General features: G+C 74.1%; 18 protein-coding genes. 10 read left to right on the top strand and 8 right to left on the bottom strand.

Translation table 11 applies throughout. The annotated features are described in order from the left end of the window. The first annotated feature begins 35 nt into the window (after window positions 1-35). Window positions 36-602, top strand: coding sequence for a cob(I)yrinic acid a,c-diamide adenosyltransferase (locus tag CR162_RS20610; RefSeq protein ID WP_099097382.1), 567 nt, complete (start codon window positions 36-38; stop codon window positions 600-602). Here the strand turns inward: CR162_RS20610 and CR162_RS20605 are convergent. After that, on the bottom strand, window positions 599-1,249 hold the full coding sequence (locus CR162_RS20605; protein ID WP_099097381.1) for an exopolysaccharide biosynthesis protein: 651 nt from the start codon (window positions 1,247-1,249) through the stop codon (window positions 599-601). The two genes, CR162_RS20610 and CR162_RS20605, sit on opposite strands and share 4 nt — an antisense overlap. A gap of 418 nt (window positions 1,250-1,667) precedes the next feature. Here CR162_RS20605 and CR162_RS20600 point away from each other — a divergent pair, with 418 nt between their 5' ends. Both CR162_RS20600 and CR162_RS20595 read left to right on the top strand, forming a co-directional pair. Continuing rightward, window positions 1,668-2,285 (top strand): DUF1194 domain-containing protein, encoded by a 618-nt coding sequence (locus tag CR162_RS20600; RefSeq protein WP_099097380.1) that lies wholly within the window; start codon window positions 1,668-1,670, stop codon window positions 2,283-2,285. 158 nt (window positions 2,286-2,443) lie between these two features. Next, complete coding sequence (locus CR162_RS20595) at window positions 2,444-3,574, top strand: 2-aminoethylphosphonate--pyruvate transaminase (RefSeq protein ID WP_099097379.1); 1,131 nt, start codon at window positions 2,444-2,446, stop codon at window positions 3,572-3,574. Between the two features lie 32 nt (window positions 3,575-3,606). Here the strand turns inward: CR162_RS20595 and CR162_RS20590 are convergent, their stop codons facing one another. The 5 genes from CR162_RS20590 to cuyA all read right to left on the bottom strand — a co-directional run bounded on the left by CR162_RS20590 (window position 3,607) and on the right by cuyA (window position 8,889). After that, window positions 3,607-4,326 (bottom strand): haloacid dehalogenase type II, encoded by a 720-nt coding sequence (locus tag CR162_RS20590; protein ID WP_099097378.1) that lies wholly within the window; start codon window positions 4,324-4,326, stop codon window positions 3,607-3,609. A gap of 38 nt (window positions 4,327-4,364) precedes the next feature. Continuing rightward, the gene (locus CR162_RS20585; RefSeq protein WP_099097377.1) at window positions 4,365-6,128 is read right to left on the bottom strand and encodes a chloride channel protein; all 1,764 of its coding nucleotides are present in this window, start codon (window positions 6,126-6,128) and stop codon (window positions 4,365-4,367) included. 13 nt (window positions 6,129-6,141) lie between these two features. Next, the gene (locus CR162_RS20580) at window positions 6,142-6,870 is read right to left on the bottom strand and encodes an RluA family pseudouridine synthase (protein WP_099097376.1); all 729 of its coding nucleotides are present in this window, start codon (window positions 6,868-6,870) and stop codon (window positions 6,142-6,144) included. Then, window positions 6,870-7,739, bottom strand: coding sequence for a branched-chain amino acid aminotransferase (locus tag CR162_RS20575; protein ID WP_099097375.1), 870 nt, complete (start codon window positions 7,737-7,739; stop codon window positions 6,870-6,872). Before CR162_RS20575 ends, CR162_RS20580 begins: the two co-directional genes overlap by 1 nt. Before the next feature lie 130 nt (window positions 7,740-7,869). Beyond that, window positions 7,870-8,889: a D-cysteate sulfo-lyase gene (gene cuyA / locus CR162_RS20570; protein WP_099097374.1), complete on the bottom strand. Its 1,020-nt coding sequence runs from the start codon at window positions 8,887-8,889 to the stop codon at window positions 7,870-7,872. 97 nt (window positions 8,890-8,986) lie between these two features. On the opposite strand from cuyA, the gene CR162_RS20565 reads away from it, so the two are divergent. The 3 genes from CR162_RS20565 to CR162_RS20555 all read left to right on the top strand — a co-directional run bounded on the left by CR162_RS20565 (window position 8,987) and on the right by CR162_RS20555 (window position 12,177). Then, window positions 8,987-9,832 (top strand): TrmH family RNA methyltransferase, encoded by an 846-nt coding sequence (locus tag CR162_RS20565; RefSeq protein ID WP_099097373.1) that lies wholly within the window; start codon window positions 8,987-8,989, stop codon window positions 9,830-9,832. 67 nt (window positions 9,833-9,899) lie between these two features. Further along, on the top strand, window positions 9,900-10,910 hold the full coding sequence (locus tag CR162_RS20560; RefSeq protein ID WP_099097372.1) for a Bug family tripartite tricarboxylate transporter substrate binding protein: 1,011 nt from the start codon (window positions 9,900-9,902) through the stop codon (window positions 10,908-10,910). Window positions 10,911-11,247: 337 nt separating this feature from the next. Continuing rightward, window positions 11,248-12,177, top strand: a complete 930-nt coding sequence (locus tag CR162_RS20555; protein ID WP_099097371.1) for a 2-keto-4-pentenoate hydratase — start codon at window positions 11,248-11,250, stop codon at window positions 12,175-12,177. Here the strand turns inward: CR162_RS20555 and CR162_RS20550 are convergent. Further along, the gene (locus tag CR162_RS20550; RefSeq protein WP_099097370.1) at window positions 12,164-12,592 is read right to left on the bottom strand and encodes a DUF1622 domain-containing protein; all 429 of its coding nucleotides are present in this window, start codon (window positions 12,590-12,592) and stop codon (window positions 12,164-12,166) included. The genes CR162_RS20555 and CR162_RS20550 overlap by 14 nt on opposite strands. 130 nt (window positions 12,593-12,722) lie before the next feature. Between CR162_RS20550 and hisF the strand changes: the two genes are divergently transcribed. The 4 genes from hisF (at window position 12,723) to CR162_RS20530 (ending at window position 15,475) form a co-directional block, all read left to right on the top strand. After that, window positions 12,723-13,499 carry an imidazole glycerol phosphate synthase subunit HisF gene (gene hisF, locus CR162_RS20545; RefSeq protein ID WP_099097369.1) on the top strand — a complete coding sequence of 259 codons (777 nt, stop codon included), beginning with the start codon at window positions 12,723-12,725 and terminating at the stop codon, window positions 13,497-13,499. A gap of 4 nt (window positions 13,500-13,503) precedes the next feature. Further along, on the top strand, window positions 13,504-14,103 hold the full coding sequence (locus CR162_RS20540) for a phosphoribosyl-ATP diphosphatase (protein ID WP_099097368.1): 600 nt from the start codon (window positions 13,504-13,506) through the stop codon (window positions 14,101-14,103). A gap of 48 nt (window positions 14,104-14,151) precedes the next feature. Then, window positions 14,152-14,535, top strand: a complete 384-nt coding sequence (locus tag CR162_RS20535) for a histidine triad nucleotide-binding protein (protein ID WP_099097367.1) — start codon at window positions 14,152-14,154, stop codon at window positions 14,533-14,535. Window positions 14,536-14,617: 82 nt separating this feature from the next. Further along, window positions 14,618-15,475: a SirB1 family protein gene (locus CR162_RS20530; protein ID WP_099097366.1), complete on the top strand. Its 858-nt coding sequence runs from the start codon at window positions 14,618-14,620 to the stop codon at window positions 15,473-15,475. Between the two features lie 41 nt (window positions 15,476-15,516). Here the strand turns inward: CR162_RS20530 and CR162_RS20525 are convergent. Beyond that, window positions 15,517-16,201: SH3 domain-containing protein (locus CR162_RS20525; RefSeq protein WP_245870513.1), on the bottom strand; the 685-nt coding region annotated here is incomplete at its 5' end.

The raw sequence follows: 16,201 nt of genomic DNA, 5'->3' as shown, positions 1-16,201 counted from the left end.
TTTAGCCCTTTCTCTGGCCCTTGGGTGGAGGCGGCATGGTCCGGCTGGATGTGATCACCACGCGCGGCGGCGATGGCGGGCGGACCTCGCTCGGCGACGGCACGCGGGTGGCGAAGGATTCGCTGCGCATCGAGGCGATCGGCGCGGTGGACGAGGCGAACGCGGCGATCGGCCTGCTGCGGCTGCACACCGCCGGCCTGCCGGAGGACGGGATGCTGGCGCGCATCCAGAACGACCTGTTCGACCTCGGCGCCGATCTCTGCGTGCCCGGCGACGGCGCGGCGGAGGAAGGCGCCCGGCTGCGCATGGCCGACAGCCAGTGCGCCCGGCTGGAGGCGGAGGTGGGGGCGATGAACGCGGCGCTGCCGCCGCTGCGCTCCTTCATCCTGCCCGGCGGCACGCCGGCGGCGGCGCATGCGCACCTTGCCCGCACCACGGCGCGCCGGGCGGAACGCGTGGTGGTGGCGCTGATGGCGGCCGAGCCGGTGAACGCGGCGGCGCTGCGCTACCTCAACCGCCTGTCGGACCACCTCTTCGTGCTGTCCCGCGTGCTGAACGCGGGGGGGGACGTGCTCTGGGTGCCCGGCGCGGCGCGCGGCTAGAAGATCCAGCCCAGCGCCTGCACCCCGAACCAGCACAGCGCCACCAGCACGGCGGCGGCGAAGAGGCAGCCCGCCAGGGTGATGCCGAGCCCCACCCCCACCACGCGGCTGTCCTGTTCCACCACGCCCAGCGCCGTGATGATGGTGCCGAAGGCGGGCGGCCCGTTGGTGCCGGGCCCGGGCAGGATCAGCATGGCGGCGGAGAACACCGTCATCCAGCCCACCAGCCGCTCGGCGGGGGCGGTGGTGAACCAGCCCGGGCGGGGGCGCACGAAGCGCTCCACCCGCCGCAGCGCGCCCGAGGAGGCGGAGGCCAGGCGCAGCAGGTCGGTGCGCTTCACCGTGCGCGCGGCCAGGAAGCGCGGCAGCTTCGGCACCCGCCATCCCAGCCCCATCTGCACGCCCAGGATCAGCATGGGCAGGCCGAACACGCTGGCCATGCCCGGCAGCAGGCTGGGCAGGCAGAGCAGCAGGATCAGCAGGCCGAAGGCGCGCTCGCCGAAGGCTTCCGCCATCTCCCCCAGGCTGATGCGCTCACCGGGAAAGGTCGCCGCCACCTCCGCCACGATGCGCGAGATGGGCGCCGATTCGTCATGCGCCGCCTTGGCCTGGAGCGAGGCCATGGCCGGTGGCAGGGTGTCGGGCATCAGGGAAGCCTTGTCCTGTTGCGAAGCCGCCGCGCGGGCGGGGCGGACCCCGCCACGGGCCCGGACCGGGGGGCCATGTAGCACGGATCTCCCGCCGGGCGGGGAGGCGGGCCGGAAATCCGCGCCCATTCTCGTGCCGGGTTCCGCGCCGGGTTCCGCGCCCGGTTTGATGCCGGCCGCGCCGCGCAGGGCACGCCGGGAGTTCCAGCCGCTCGGTCCATCCTCATCCCTTGCCGGCCCGCGCCACGGGGGCTGGTCGCCAGCACACGGGGTGGCTGGCGCATGACGCCGCGTTAATCTTCCTGGAGATGAGGGCGGCGGGTGATGGCTTCAACGCCACCGCGCCCACCCGTTGCGCTTTTCGCCCGCGCCCCGATGCTGGGGCGGCCTGTCCCCTCCTTTCGCGGAGCGCCCGCCGATGCAGCCTGTCGATCTCGCCCTGTGTCTGGCGGTGGATGTCTCGGCCAGCGTGGATTTCGACGAGTTCGGGCTGATGGCGGGGGGGCTGGCCGCGGCCTTCCGCACGCCCGACATCGCCGCCGCCTGCGCGGCCGGCCCGCGCGGGGCGGTGGCGGTGTCGCTGCTGTTCTGGTCCTCGGCGCAGGAGGTGGCGGTGCCCTGGACGCGCATCGCCGGCGCCGGGGAGGCGGAGGCGCTGGCGGCGGCGATCGACAACGCGCCGCGCCTGCCGGGGCCGGGCGCCACCGCGCTCGGCCCCGGCATGGCGGCGGGGCTGGCGCTGCTGGCGCGCTTCGGGGGGGAGGCGGGGCGGCTGGTGCTGGACGTCTCGGGCGATGGCGCGCACAACCGGGGCCGGCCGCCCGGCCCGGTGCGGGATGTGGGGGTGGGTGCCGGCGTCACCATCAACGCGCTGGCCGTGCTGAACGAGGAGCCGGACCTGCTGGCCCATTACGAGGCGGAGGTGATCGGCGGCCCCGGCGCCTTCGCCATGAGCTGCGCAAACTACGCCGATTTCGCCGACGCCATCCGCCGCAAGCTGCGGCGCGAGATGCTGGGCGGCGTGCTGGTGGCCTGAACATGCCGGTGGCCTGAGGGCGGCGCCGAAAAGGCGCGCTTCCCCTTCCATTTCGGCCGGCCCCGGTGCAGCCTGGAGAGCGGCTGTTTGTGCAGAGGCGCGGGTCGGGCCCGCCGGCTTCCGGATGGCCTTCCCGAAGTTCACTCAGGACCGTCCTCATGCTGTTGCTCATTCCCGGCCCCGTGCAGACCCGCCCCGAAGTGCGGGCCGCCATGGCCGTGGACATCGCCCCCTGGGACCGCGACTTCGCACCCGAATACATCGCCATCCGCGAGAAGCTGCGGGACCTGGCCGGCGGCGTCGCCGGCCGGCATGTCTGCCTGCCCTTGCAGGGCGCCGGCCACTTCATCACCGAGGCGGCGCTGCGCACCTTCGTGCCCGCCGGCACGGCGCCCGCCCCGGGCAGGCTGCTGATCCCGATGAACGGCGCCTATGCCGACCGCATGGCGCGGCTGGCGCGCGAGGCCGGCCGCGAGGTGGTCCTGCTGCCCGCGCCCGACACGCGCGGCGTGGCGCCCGAGGCGGTGGCCGCGGCGCTGGCCGCCGACCCGGCCATCACCCATGTCGGCGTGGTGTATTCCGAGACCGGCAGCGGCATCGTCAACGACGTGCCGGCGATCGGCGCCGTGGTGCGCGCGGCGGGGCGGCGGATGATCGTCGATGCCGTCTCGGCCTTTGGCGCGCTGCCCTTCGACCTCTCGGCGCAGCCGGAGGTGGATGCCGTCGTCTTCACCTCCAACAAGTGCATCGAGGGGCTGCCCGGCCTCGGCTTCGCCATCTGCCCGGTGGAGCGGGTGGCGGCGTCGCGCGGCAACGCGCAGTCCTGGTCCTTCGACCTGGCCGATGTCTACGACACCGCGCAGCGCGCCGGCTGGGGCAGCTTCCGCTTCACGCCGCCGGTGCAGGCGCTGCACGCCTTCGGCGTGGCGCTGGACATCTTCCTGGCCGAGGGCGGGCAGCCCGCGCGCCTCGCCCGCTACCGCGAGAACTGCCGCATCCTCTACGAGGGCGCGCGGGCGCTGGGGCTCGAGCCCTATCTGGCGTGGGAGCACCAGGGGCCGATCATCGCGCTGTTCCACCAGCCGCGGGTGCCGGGCTTCGAGCTGCAGCGCTTCGTCGAGGCGCTGAAGCGGCGTGGCGTGCTGATCAGCAACTTCCACAACACCGAGGCGCCCACCATGCGCATCGGCTGCATCGGCCATGTCGGGCCGGACGAGATGCGCTTCGCCCTCAACGCCCTGCGCGGGGCGCTGGAGGAGATGGGGGTGCGCCGGCGGGACGCGGCGTAAGGCGGGGCTCCTCCGGGCCCGGAGGGCCTTCCCTACAGCCCGAGCTTCGCCGCCAGCTCCTCCATGCTCTCCGCCACCACGTCCCAGTCCTGCTCGGGCGCGAGGTCGGTGGTCTGCCCCGGCCCGTGCTCGGTGGGGCGGGGGATGAAGGCGGTGCGCAGCCCGCAGCGCCGCGCCGCCGCGAGGTCGCCATTGTGCGCGGCCACCAGCGCGATCTCCGCGGGGCGCATGTCCAGCACCTCGGCGGTGCGCAGATACGCCTCGGGCGCCGGCTTGTAGGCCTGCGCCACCTCGGCGCCGAGGATCGCGTCCCAGGGCAGGCCGGCGCGCTTGGCCATGTCCAGCATCAGCACGATGTTGCCGTTGGAGAGCGGCGCGATGATGAAGCCCGCCTTCAGCCGCGTGAGGCCGGCCACCGAATCCGGCCAGGGGTCCAGCCGGTGCCAGGCGAGGTTCAGCGCGCGCAGCTCCGCCTCCGGCACGCCGGCCGGGTCGATGCCGAACTCGGGCAGCACCTTCTCCAGGTTCTCCCGGTGCAGCACGTCCAGCCGCGTGAAGGGGCGGCGGCCGCTGCGCACCTCCTCCATGGCGGGCGAGTAGCGGCGGCGCCAGGCATCGGCGAAGGCGGCCGGGTCGGCATCCGCCGCGCCGTGGCGGGCGAGAAAGGGCGCCGCCTCGCGCGCCACGCCCTGGCGCCAGTCCACCACCGTGCCGAACACGTCGAACACCAGGGCGCGCACATCCTTCAGCATCGTCTTCTCCCTCGCTGTTGCGCGGGATCATGCACGCCTTACCCCGGCATGCCCATCTCGTCCTGGCGGCGCTTGTCCAGCTCCTCGCTGTAGCGGCGCAGCAGGTAGGAGGCCTTGACCAGCCCCAGCACGCAGGAGGTGTCCTTCTGGTCCACCACCGCCAGCGCCTCGGCATCCGTGGCGTCGAACAGGGCCATGGCCTGCTTGGCGTTCTGCGCCGGCAGCAGCACCTGGTCCTTGAGGTGGACGAGGCCGGCCACCGTGTCGCCCTCCGCCACCTCCGGCGCGTGCGCCTCGGCCACCATGACCAGCCCGGCATAGCGGCCCGCGTCGTCGAGTGCCACGACATGGGTGGTGGAGCCGAGCGGGAACTCGCGGCGGAAGGAGGAGATGCGCGTGTCGGCTCGCACCGTGCGCACCTCGCGCCGCATCAGCTTGCCCACCGTCAGGTCGCGCAGCCAGCCGACATCGTGCGCGCTGCGGATCGCCTCGCCGCGCAGGTGGAAGCGCCAGGTGGCGAAGGAATAGCCGAACAGCCGCCGCACCGTGGTGGCCGAGACGATGACGGCCACCACCACCACCCCCGCCACCGCGAAGCTCTGCGTGGTTTCCAGCGCGATGAAGGTCATGGCGAGCGGCGCGCCGATGACGGCGGCGCCGAAGGCGCTCATGCCGACGATGGCGGCGAGCAGCGGGTCGAGCGCGATGCCCATCCAGGCGGCGGGCACCACCATCAGCTTGCCCAGCAGCGCCCCCAGCAGCAGCGAGGCGAAGAACAGCCCGCCCCGGAAGCCCGCGCCGATCGAGATGGCCGAGGCCAGCGCCTTGAGCAGCAGCAGGATCAGGATCGGCAGCGCCGGCCCCTCCACCACGAAGGTGAGGTGCAGCGCGCCATGCCCGGCCGAAAGCACGCCGGGCGTGATCTGCGCCAGCCCCCCCACCGCCAGCCCGCCAATGGCCGGCCGCAGCCAGCTCCAGGGAACCGCGCGGCGCATGCTGCCCTCGACCAGCGTGACGCCGCGCATCAGCACGATGCCCGCCAGCCCGCAGAGCAGGCCGATGGCCAGCGCGATGCCGCCATCGCTCCAGTCCGGCGCGCCGATGCCGGGGGAGGACAGCACCGGCGTGCCGCCGCCGACCAGCGCCGCCACCGCCGCCCCCGCCACCGCCGCCCCCAGCACCGGCGCCAGATGCGCGATGGCGTAGCTGCCGATCACCAGCTCGAAGGCATAGAAGGCGCCGGTCAGCGGCGCGCCGAAGGAGGCGGCGATGGCCCCCGCCGCGCCGCAGCCCACCAGCAGCCGCAGGTCGCCGCGCCGCAGCCCGAAGGCGCGCCCGAGGCGCGAGGCCACGCCGCCGCCCGCCTGGGTATAGGCCGCCTCCAGCCCCACCGAGGCGCCGAAGCCGTTGGAGAGCAGGTTCTGCGCCCCCACCACCACCCCGTCCCACAGCGACATGCGGCCGCCATGCAGGGCGTTGGCCTCGATCGGGTCGATGGGCTGGCGCGGCCGCCAGCGGGCCAGCCCCAGCCCCAGCAGGCCGAGCAGCAGCCCGCCCGTGGCGGGGGCCAGCAGCAGGGCGAGGGGATCGGGGTCGTGCAGCACGCTGAGGCCATGCGCGCTGCCGGGGCCGAACAGCAGGACGTGCAGCCCGCGCGCCGCCAGCCCCAGCGCCGCCGCCAGCGTGCCGCTCACCAGCCCCGCCAGCACGCCGAGGCCGATGATGCCCAGCTCGCTCTGCCGGATGGCGTCGCGCAGGCTGGAGGTGGCGTGGCGGGATTGCAGCCAGCGGCGCAGCGGCATCAGCGGAAACCCATCAGGAGGGCATGTCCGTCTCGGCTGTCCAGCCACAGGCGGCGAAGGCGGGGCGCAGCGCGTCGGGCACGGGGGCGGTGGCCTCCAGCGGCGGGACGAGGGGCAGGGCGATGGCGCGCGCCAGCAGGTGCAGCCCGCCCGGCGCCGGCGCGCCATAGAAGGGATCGCCCAGGATCGGCCAGCCTTGCGCGGCGCAATGGACGCGAAGCTGGTGGGTGCGGCCCGTCTCGGGGCGGAGCTCCAGCCAGGCGAGGCCCCGCTCCGGGGCGCGGCCCTTCACCCGCCAGCGGGTCAGCGCCGGCTGGCCCGCGGGGTGCGCCTCCATCCGCCAGCCGGCGGCGGCGCTGCTCACCTTGCGGAGCGCGAGGTCGATGCGGCCCGATTGCGCGGCGGGGCCGCCCACCACCACGGCCCAGTAGGTCTTGCGGGCGCGGCCCTGGGCGAACAGGGCGCCCAGCTCCGCCAGGGCCGGCCTGGTGCGGCCGAGCACCAGGCAGCCGGCGGTGTCGGTGTCCAGCCGGTGCGCGGGCTGGGGGAGGCGCTTCCGGCCCATCGCCAGGGCGGGCAGGAAGTCCTCCAGGCTCGCCCCGCCGCGCGGGCCGACATGGACCGGCAGGCCGGCGGGCTTGTCGATGACGAGGACCGCCTCGGTCTGCAGCAGCAGCCTGGGAGGGGCGGCGCCCTTCCCGGGGTCCTGCCGCCGTGGGCCGGGGCTTCCCGCGCTTCCCATCAGGCGGCCTGGGCGGGCACCCGGCTGCTGCGCTCGGCCCAGGCGAAGTACAGCTCGCGCGCCTTCCGCGCGATGGGCCCGATGGGCAGGGCGCGGCCCTCGAAGTTGGTGCAGAACTGCACCTTGCCGAAATTGCCGGTGGCGAAGATCTCGTCCGCCTCGCGCAGCATCTGCGGCGTGATGATGCACTCGCGCGCCTCGATGCCGGCCTCGCGCAGCAGGCCCAACACGCGGGAGCGGGTGATGCCGGCGAGGTAGGTGCCGTTGGCGATGGCGGTCATCACCACGCCGTCCTTCACCATCATCAGGTTGGAGGTGGCGAACTCGGCCACGTTGCCCTCGTGGTCGCACACCACGGCGTTCTCGAAGCCCTTCTGGCGCGCGTAATTCGCGGCGCGCGAGGAGTTCGGGTAGAGGCAGGAGGCCTTGGCGTCGGTCGGCGCCATGTCGGCCGCCGCGCGGCGGAAGGGCGCCATGCAGGCGGAGAAGCCGCGGTTCGCATCCGGCATCGGCGAGTCGTAGATCGCCAGGATGAACTCGGTGCTTTCGGGGTCCGGCTGCGCGGCACCGATGCCGCGGCGGATGAAGAACTGCGGGCGGATGTAGAGCTCCGCGTCGGCCGGCATCATCGCCACGCCCTCGCGGCATAGCGCCTCGATCTGCTGCGCCGTCAGGGTGGGCCTCATCAGCATCGCCTCGGCGCTGCGGATGACGCGGGCGCAGTGCAGGTCGAGATCCGGCACCAGGCCGCGAATCGCCCGCGCGCCGTCGAACACCACCGAGCCGAGCCAGAAGGCATGGTCCATCGGGCCGAGCACCTTGGGCTCCTCGGTCATCCACTTGCCATCGTGCCAAAAGACGCCCGCCATGGCCTGCTCCTTGGAATGCTACTCGTGGAAAGGGGCGAGAGTGCCACGCGCGGCGGGGCAGGTGAAGGGCGGTGACATGTCAAAAGGCCGGGCGGGGAAGGCCCTTCCGGGCCTTCCCCGCCCGCTTGCCTCAGTCCGCGCTCACGCCGAAGGCGTCCGGATAGCCGAACAGGCCCACCGCGCCGCCGGTGTGCAGGAACACCACGTTCTCGTCGCGGCCGAAATGCCCCTTGCCGATCAGGTCGATCAGCCCGGCCATGCCCTTCCCGGAATAGACCGGGTCGAGCAGGATGCCCTCCTTCTCGGCCAGCAGCCTCACCGCCGCGACCATCCCCTCGGTCGGGATGCCGTAGCCCTGGCCGACATAGTCGCAGTTCGCCACCACATGCTCGGGCCTCACGATGCCCTCCAGCCCGAGATGGGCCGCGGTGCGCTGGGCCAGCGCCAGCACGTTCGCCTCCTGCTTCTCGCGCGGGGCGCGCACGCCGATGCCGAGCACGGGGATGTTCGCGTTCAGCGCCACCAGCCCGGCCACCAGCCCGGCCTGGGTGCCGGCGCTGCCCGTGGCGTGCACCACATGGTCGATCCGCAGCCCCATCTCGGCCGCCTGGTTCACCAGCTCCAGCGCCGCGTTCACATAGCCCAGCGCGCCCACCGGGTTGGAGCCGCCGCCGGGGATGACATAGGGCTTGCGGCCCTGGGCGCGCAGCTCGGCGGCCAGCGCCTCCATCTCCGCCGCCATGTCGGCCCCGCCGGGGCGGCGCGAGACATGGGCGCCGTGCAGCTTGTCCATCAGCACGTTGGCGGACTGGGTGTAGGCGGCGTCGGTGTAGCCGGTGCGGTCCTCCAGCAGGATGTGGCAGGCGAAGCCGAGCTTCGCCGCCGCCGCCGCCGTCTGCCGCGCGTGGTTGGACTGGGTGGCGCCCTGGGTGATCACCGTGTCCGCGCCCTCCGCGCGCGCCTCGGCCATCAGGAACTCCAGCTTGCGCGTCTTGTTGCCGCCGGTGGACAGGCCGGTGCAGTCGTCGCGCTTGATCCACAGGCGCGGGCCGCCCCCGGGGCCGGACAGGTGGCGGGTGAGGTTCTCCATGGGCTCCAGCGGCGTCGGCATGTGGCCGAGGCGGATGCGCGGGAAGCGGGCCAGGTTCATGGGGCGGTCTCCTTCATCTGTGCGTGCTTGGCCGGCAGCCTAAGGCCCTCCGCCGCGCCGTGCCAAACCGGGGCGCCGGTGCTATCCCGCCCTGGCCATGAAGCCCCCACGCCCCCGGCCGTTCCGCGCGCCCCGCCCCGCCCCGGCTCCAGCCCCGGCCGCGCCGCCGCCCGCGCCCGGCCCTGTTGCCCGCCCGCCGCGCCCGGCCCCGCCGGAGCCCGACCGGCTCTGCGGCCCGGTGGCGGTGGCGGCGGCCTTCGCGCACCGGCCCGAGGCGGTGCTGCGGCTGTTCTATGCCGCTTCCCGCCGGGCCGAGGCGGGGCCCTTCTGCGCGCGCCTCGCCCGCGCCCGGAAGCCCTACCGGGAGGTCCCGCCCGAGGAGCTGGCGAGGATCGCCGGCACCGCCCACCATGGCGGCATCGTGGCGGTGGCCGCGCCGCGCCCGGTGCCGCCCCTGCCGGCGCCCGAGGCGCTGCCCGCCGGCCTGCTGCCGGTGCTGGACGAGGTGGGCAACCCGCACAATCTCGGCGCCATCGCCCGCTCCGCCGCCTTTTTCGGCTGCAAGGCGCTGCTGCTCTCGGGCGACCCGCGCCAGGCCGGGCTGTCGGACGCCGCCTGGCGCACCAGCGAGGGCGGGCTGGAGGCGCTCGCGCTCTACCGCGCGCCGGACCTGCCGGCCGCGCTGCGCGCGCTCGCCCCGCGCTACCTCACCGTCGCGGCGGTGGCGCGCGGCGGAGTCGCGCCGGTGGCTCTGCCGTGCGGCCGGCCCATCGCCCTGGTGCTGGGCAACGAGGAGCAGGGGCTGGCGGAGGAGACGGTGGCCGCCTGTTCCGCCCGGGTCACGCTGCCGGGCTCCGGGCTGGTGGAAAGCCTGAACGTGTCCGTGGCGGCGGCGGTGCTGATGCACGCCCTGCGCGATGCCGGTCACGCTCCTGTCATTTAAACACTTGTCGCTGTTGCGGGAAAAAGTCAGAACCAGCACCCGGAACCATCCGGAGGCTCCCAAGACCATGACCATTCGCCGCCGTGCCCTGCTGGGCGCCGCCGCCACCTTCCCCGCCGCTCCCGCCCTGTTCGCGCCGCATGTGGCGCGCGCGCAGGCGGCCTTTCCCTCGCGCACCCTGCGCATCGTGGTGCCCTTCGCCGCCGGCGGCTCGGTCGACATGACCGGCCGGCTGATGGCGCAGATGCTGCAGCCCGTCCTCGGCCAGTCGATCGTCATCGACAACCGCGGCGGCGCCGGCGGCAATCTCGGCGCCGCCGAGGCCGCCCGCTCCGAGAAGGACGGGCACACCATGCTGCTCGGCAACACCTCCATCCTGGCGGCCAACAAGTTCCTCTACGCCAAGTCCATGCCGATCGACCCGGTGGTCGACCTGGCGCCGGTGACCCGCGTCACCACCGGCACGGTGTACATGACGGTCAACGCCAACAGCCCCTACAAGACCTTCCAGGACGTCATCGCGGCGGCCAAGAAGGAGCCGGGCAAGCTCACCATGGGCTCCTCGGGCACCGGCACCATCAGCCACCTGACCATCAGCAAGGTCTGCAAGGTGACGGGCGCCGAGATCACCCACGTGCCCTACCGTGGCGGCGCGCCGGCCCTGCAGGACCTGCTGGCCGGCAACATCGACATGATGTTCGACGTCATCCCGCTCTCCATGGTGCATGTGCGCGAGGGGCGGCTGCGCGTGCTGGCCGCCGCCAGCGCCGAGCGCACCACCTTCTCGGACGACCTGAAGGACGTGCCGGCGATGAAGGAGCTGCTGCCCGGCTCCGGCATCGACATGCAGTCCTGGTACGGCGTCAACGTGCCGGCCGGCGTTCCGGAAGACCGCATCGCGGTGCTGCACAAGGCGATCGTCGGCGTGGTGGACACGCCCGAGTTCCGCGCCAAGATGGAGCCCAACGGCTTCACCACCATCGTCGACAAGAGCCCGGCCGAGTATGGCGCCTACATCAAGGCGCAGGAGACGGTGTGGAAGGGCCTCGTCGCGGAGTCCGGCGCCAGCCTCGACTGAGCTGGGCGTTCCAGCGGGGCGTTCCGGCGGGGCGCCCCGATCAACCGGGCATCGAGGCCGCGAGCCAGGCGCCGCCGCGCCTGGAGCCCGCCGGGGGAGGGTCTTCCCCCGGCCGTTCTTCCGCCGCACAGATGGCCGTTCCGGCCGGAGCGGGAGCGCCCCGCCGCGTACCCTTCCGGCGCATCCCTGGAAGGATGGCACCGGGAGCCGGGCCTGGCCCCTTGAGAAAAGATGATGGGAGGGAAGGCCGCGGGCGGGCGGCCTGCCCGGCCTGTCGATTGCCGCGGCCCCGGGCGCGTCGCTATCCTCCCTCGTCCCGCCGCGAGGAAACGCCCGAATGACGCGCCGCACCGCCTCCGTTTCCGCCACCCTCTCCTGGGGCATCCTGCTGCCGGCCGTGCTGTTTCTGGGCGCCCTGCTGCTGGCGCCCGCCGCCCTCCGCGCCGCGCCGCCCGAGCCCGGCCCCGGCTGCCCGGAGCCCGCCGCCATGCGCGCCATGGCGGCCTCGCTGATGGCGCGCGCGCCGGTGCAGCCCTTCGGCCGCAGCCTGACGCTGCAGGACGGCGTGTGCGCCCAGTCCCGCCTGGTGCCCGCCATGCGCGAGCATCTGGGCGAGGTGGTGGGCTGGAAGGTGGGGCTGACCAACGAGGCCGCGCAGAAGCGCTTCGGCGTCTCGCACCCGCTGGCCGGGCCGATCTACGCCGCCACGGTGCGGGCCCGCTCCGGCGACACCCTGCCGGCCGGCTTCGCCGCCGTGCCGGTGGTGGAGGCCGACCTGATCGTGCGGGTGAAGGACGCCGCCATCGCCGGGGCGGGGGAGGACCATGTCGCCATCCTCCGCCACATCGACCAGATCATCCCCTTCATCGAGCTGCCCGACCTGGCGCTGGCCGATCCCGGCAGGATGGACGGGCCGAACCTGCTGGCGATCGGCGTCGGCGCCCGCCTCGGCGTGGTGGGCGAGCCGATCGCGCCGGAGGCGACGGAGGCGTTCGCCGCCCGCCTCGGCCGCATGACGGTGCGCTTCAGCGACGACCGGAAGGAGCTGGCCAGCGCCCCCGGCTCGGCGCTGCTCGGCCACCCGCTGAACGTCATCCCCTGGCTGGTGAAGGAGCTGGAAGGGCGCGGCCTGGCGCTGAAGGCGGGGGACCTGATCTCGCTCGGCGGCTTCTCCCCCGCCCTGCCGGCGGAAAAGGGCCGCAGCTACACCACCACCTATACCGGCCTGCTGGCCGAGCCGGTCTCGGTGCGTGTCACGCTGGAGTAGGGCCGCCCCCGGTAGGGCCATCAACAGGATCCCCGGCGGGCTTTCCGCCGCGCGCCGTCATCTCCAGCGCGGCCTCCTTGCGGCCCGCCTGGGCGATCTCGCGCTCCAGGAACAGGTTCAGCACGGTGCGCAGCGTGGCGATGGCGGCGAGCTGGCCGATGTCGTCCCAGCTCGGCGCCACCACGGTGCGCAGGATGTCCGCCGCCAGGGTGAATTCGAGCGCCACCATCAGCCAGCGCGCCAGGTGCAGCCGCACCGCCTGCTTGGCGGCGTCGCGCGCCGCGCCGGCGCGGCGCCGCAGCAGCGCCAGGACGCGCCACGCCCCCTCGGCCGCGGCGCCGGCGACGATCAGCGCCGCCACCACCTCCACCGCCAGCACCACCCACCCGATCACGCGCAGCACCATCTCTTCCATGCCCGCGGCAACGTGCGGGCGGCGGGGCGGTTCACATCGGGGGCGCATTTCGGCGATCAGTCTCTTGACCATGGCCGTTGGCCGGCGCATCGCCTTCCCTTTGCATCCCGGTCCGGAGGTCCGCCCCGCCATGATCGCGCTCCGTGTCATCCCCTGCCTGGACGTGAAGGACGGCCGCGTCGTGAAGGGGGTCAACTTCGTCGCGCTGCGCGATGCCGGGGACCCGGTGGAGCAGGCGCGCGCCTATGACCGCGAGGGGGCGGACGAGATCACCTTCCTCGACATCGGCGCGACGCACGAGAACCGCGACACCATGTACGACGTGGTGTCGCGCACCGCGGCCGAGGTGTTCATCCCGCTCACCGTGGGGGGCGGCGTGCGCTCGGTCGAGGATGTGCGCCGCCTGCTGCTGGCCGGCGCCGACAAGGCCAGCATCAACAGTGCCGCCGTGTCCGACCCCGATCTGGTGCGGCGCGCGGCGGAGGCCTTCGGCAGCCAGGCCATCGTCGTCGCCATCGACGCCCGGAAGGTGGGCGAGGGGCGGTGGGAGGTGTTCACCCATGGCGGCCGCCGCGGCACCGGCATCGACGCGCTGGCCTGGGCGGAGCGGGTGGCGGCGCTCGGCGCGGGCGAGCTGCTCGTCACCTCCATGGACCGGGACGGCACCAAGTCCGGCTTTGACCTGGAGCTGCTGCGGGCGCTGCGGGCGCGGGTGCGGCTGCCGCTCGTGGCCTCGGGCGGGGTCGGCACGGCGCAGCATTTCGTCGAGGGGGCGCGGGCCGGGGCCACCGGGCTGCTCGCCGCCAGTGTCTTCCACTATGGGGAGATGCGCATCGGCGAGGCCAAGGCGGCGCTCGCCGCCGCCGGCCTGCCGGTGCGCCCCCTTCCCGCCAGCGAGGTCGCCTGAGGCAATGGTCAAGGATGCGAAGAAGAAGGCCGTGAAGGCCAAGGCGGCGCCCCAGCCGGTGGCGAAGAAGGTGGCGGCGAAGAAGGTGGCGGCAAAGAAGGCGGTGGCGAAGAAGGCCGGCTCCGCCAAGCCGCCCAAGGCGGCGCTGCCGCTGCCGCCCGCCATTCCCGCCGTGGCCAAGCCGCGCAAGGCGGCGCTGAAGGCCGAGGCGCGGCACCTGGAGCCGCTTTCCGTGCCGGCGACAGGCGACATCGAGGTGCTGCGCCGGCTGTGGGAGACGGTGGAGGCGCGCCGCCTTTCGGGCGACACCACCATCTCGCACTCCGCCCGGCTGATGGCGCGCGGCACCGCCAAGGTGGCGCAGAAGCTGGGCGAGGAGGCGGTGGAATGCGTCATCGAGGCGACGCAGGGCAACCGCGAGGCCACCATCCTCGAAAGCGCCGACCTGCTCTACCACCTGATCGTGGTCTGGGTGGATGCGGGCATCCGGCCGGAGGAGGTCTGGAGCGAGCTGGTGCGGCGCGAGGGCATCTCGGGCATCGTCGAGAAGGCCTCCCGCCCGAAGGGCATCGTCCGCGCCGCCGAGACCACCAAGCTGCCCTGAGGCCTTCCCGCCCCGCCAGACACCCCCAGCCCAGAAGAGGAAGACGCCATGCCCGTGTCCGGAATGCCGCCCTATGACGAGGGCAACATCTTCGCCCGCATCCTGCGCGGCGAGATCCCGGCCAACAAGGTGCATGAGGACGAGCATGCCCTGGCCTTCCACGACATCGCCCCGCAGGCCCCGGTGCATGTGCTGGTGATCCCGAAGGGGCGCTACGTCTCGCTGGCCGATTTCTCGGCCGCCGCCAGCCCCGAGGCGATGGCGGGGTTCTGGCGCGCGGTGGGGCTGGTGGCGCGGCAACTCGGGCTGGAAGGGCCGGGCTACCGCGTGCTGACCAACATGGGCCAGGATGCCGGGCAGGAGGTGCCGCACTTCCATGTGCACATCCTGGGCGGCAGGCCGCTCGGCGCCATGCTGGTGCGCGGCGGCTGATCCGAAGAAGCTGGCCCGGGGCGGCCGGATGGCGGGGGGAGGCCCCTTGATTGGGCCGCTTTCCGTCGCCACCGTTTCAGGAATGGCCGATCCCACCGCCGAGGCGGAAGCGCGCGCCGCGCTGGAAGCCGCTGGAAGACTGCCCGATGCCGAGCTGGACATCGGTGCCGTCGCCCTGCAATTCGCCCGCATCGACGCGCCCGCCGCCGATTGGCGTGGCGCCGCGCGCCACCTCTCCGAGCTGGCCCGCGCCATGGTGGAGGCCGCCATCGCCGCGCCCGAGGCGGACCGCGGCGACGCCGCGCGCCGCATCGCCGTGCTGGCCGAGGTGCTGGGCGGCCGCTTCGGCTATGCGGGCGACCAGGAGAACTACGACGCGCCGGCCAATGCCAACCTGATCCGGGTGATCGAGCGCCGGCGGGGGCTGCCCGTGGCGCTCGGCATCCTCTGGCTGCACGCCGCCGGGGCGGCGGGCTGGGGCGCGCACGGGCTGGACTTTCCCGGCCATTTCCTGATCGGGCTGGAGGGCACGCCGGGCCAGGGGGTGCTGGACCCGTTCAGCGGCGGCGCGCCCTTGCAGGCGCCCGAGCTGCGCGGCCTGTTGAAGCGCCTGCAGGGGCCGCAGGCCGAGCTGCGGCCGGACATGCTGGCGCCGGTGGGCAAGCGGGACGTGCTGCTGCGGCTGCAGAACAACATCAAGCTCCGCCGCCTGCGGGATGGCGACGTGCCGGGGGCGCTGCGCTGCACCCAGGACATGCTGCGCCTGGCCCCCGCCGCCGCCGCCCTGTGGCGCGAGGCGGCGCTGATGCACCAGCGGCTGGACGAGATCGGCGCCGCGCTGCAATGCCTGGACCGCTTCCTGGAGCTGGTGCCGCCCGGCAGCGAGGCGGCGCAACGCGCCCGGCTGCTGGCCCTGGAGCTGCGCCAGCGCCTGCACTGAGAGGGAGGGGGGGCGGGAGCCGGGGTCCCGCCCCGCCGGTCTCAGTTGATCTCCTCGCCCGGGGCGATGCCCCAGATCTCGCTGCGCTTCAGGTAGCCGCGGTGGCTGCCCACCTGCACCTCGCACCAGGCGCCTTCCGCGCGGCAGCTCCGCAGCCGCCCCACCACCCCCGGCATCAGCCGCGCCACCACGGGGCTCGCCTCCGACTCGCTGTCGTGCAGCGCGTGCGGGCCCTCGCCGCGCGCCAGGAAGGTGCGGCGGCCGGCCAGGGTGGATTGGTGCACCCAGCCCTCCGTGCCCTCCATGTCGCGGATGCGGCGCCACTGGTTGTATTCGCGCAGGATCTCCACCGGCAGGTCGCGCCGCTGGTAGGTCCACTCGATCGGGTAGCGGGTGTCGGGGCCGATGCGCAGGTTCACCTCGTCGCTGCGCAGCGAGACGAAGCGCGGCACCGGCAGGCCGGTGACGCTGCCGACGCTGGGCTGCTGCTGCTCGGTGGGCGTCGGCGCCGGGCTGACGGGCGGCGGCGGCGGCTGCCCGGCCGCCGTGGCCGCCGCGGCGGCGGCACCGGCGGCGGCGCCGGCCGCGACACCGGCGGCGGCACGCGGGCGCTTCACCGGCGTTTGCGGCGCGCTCTGGGTGGGCGGCGTGCGCCCCGCCGTGGCGGGCGCGGCGGAAGGCGGCACGCGGGTGGCGCCGGGTGGCGGCGTCAGGCGCTGCGGGGGC

Source organism: Teichococcus rhizosphaerae (assembly GCF_002631185.1).
Classification (GTDB): domain Bacteria; phylum Pseudomonadota; class Alphaproteobacteria; order Acetobacterales; family Acetobacteraceae; genus Pseudoroseomonas; species Pseudoroseomonas rhizosphaerae.
This window is presented reverse-complemented; position numbering and strand designations above follow the sequence as displayed.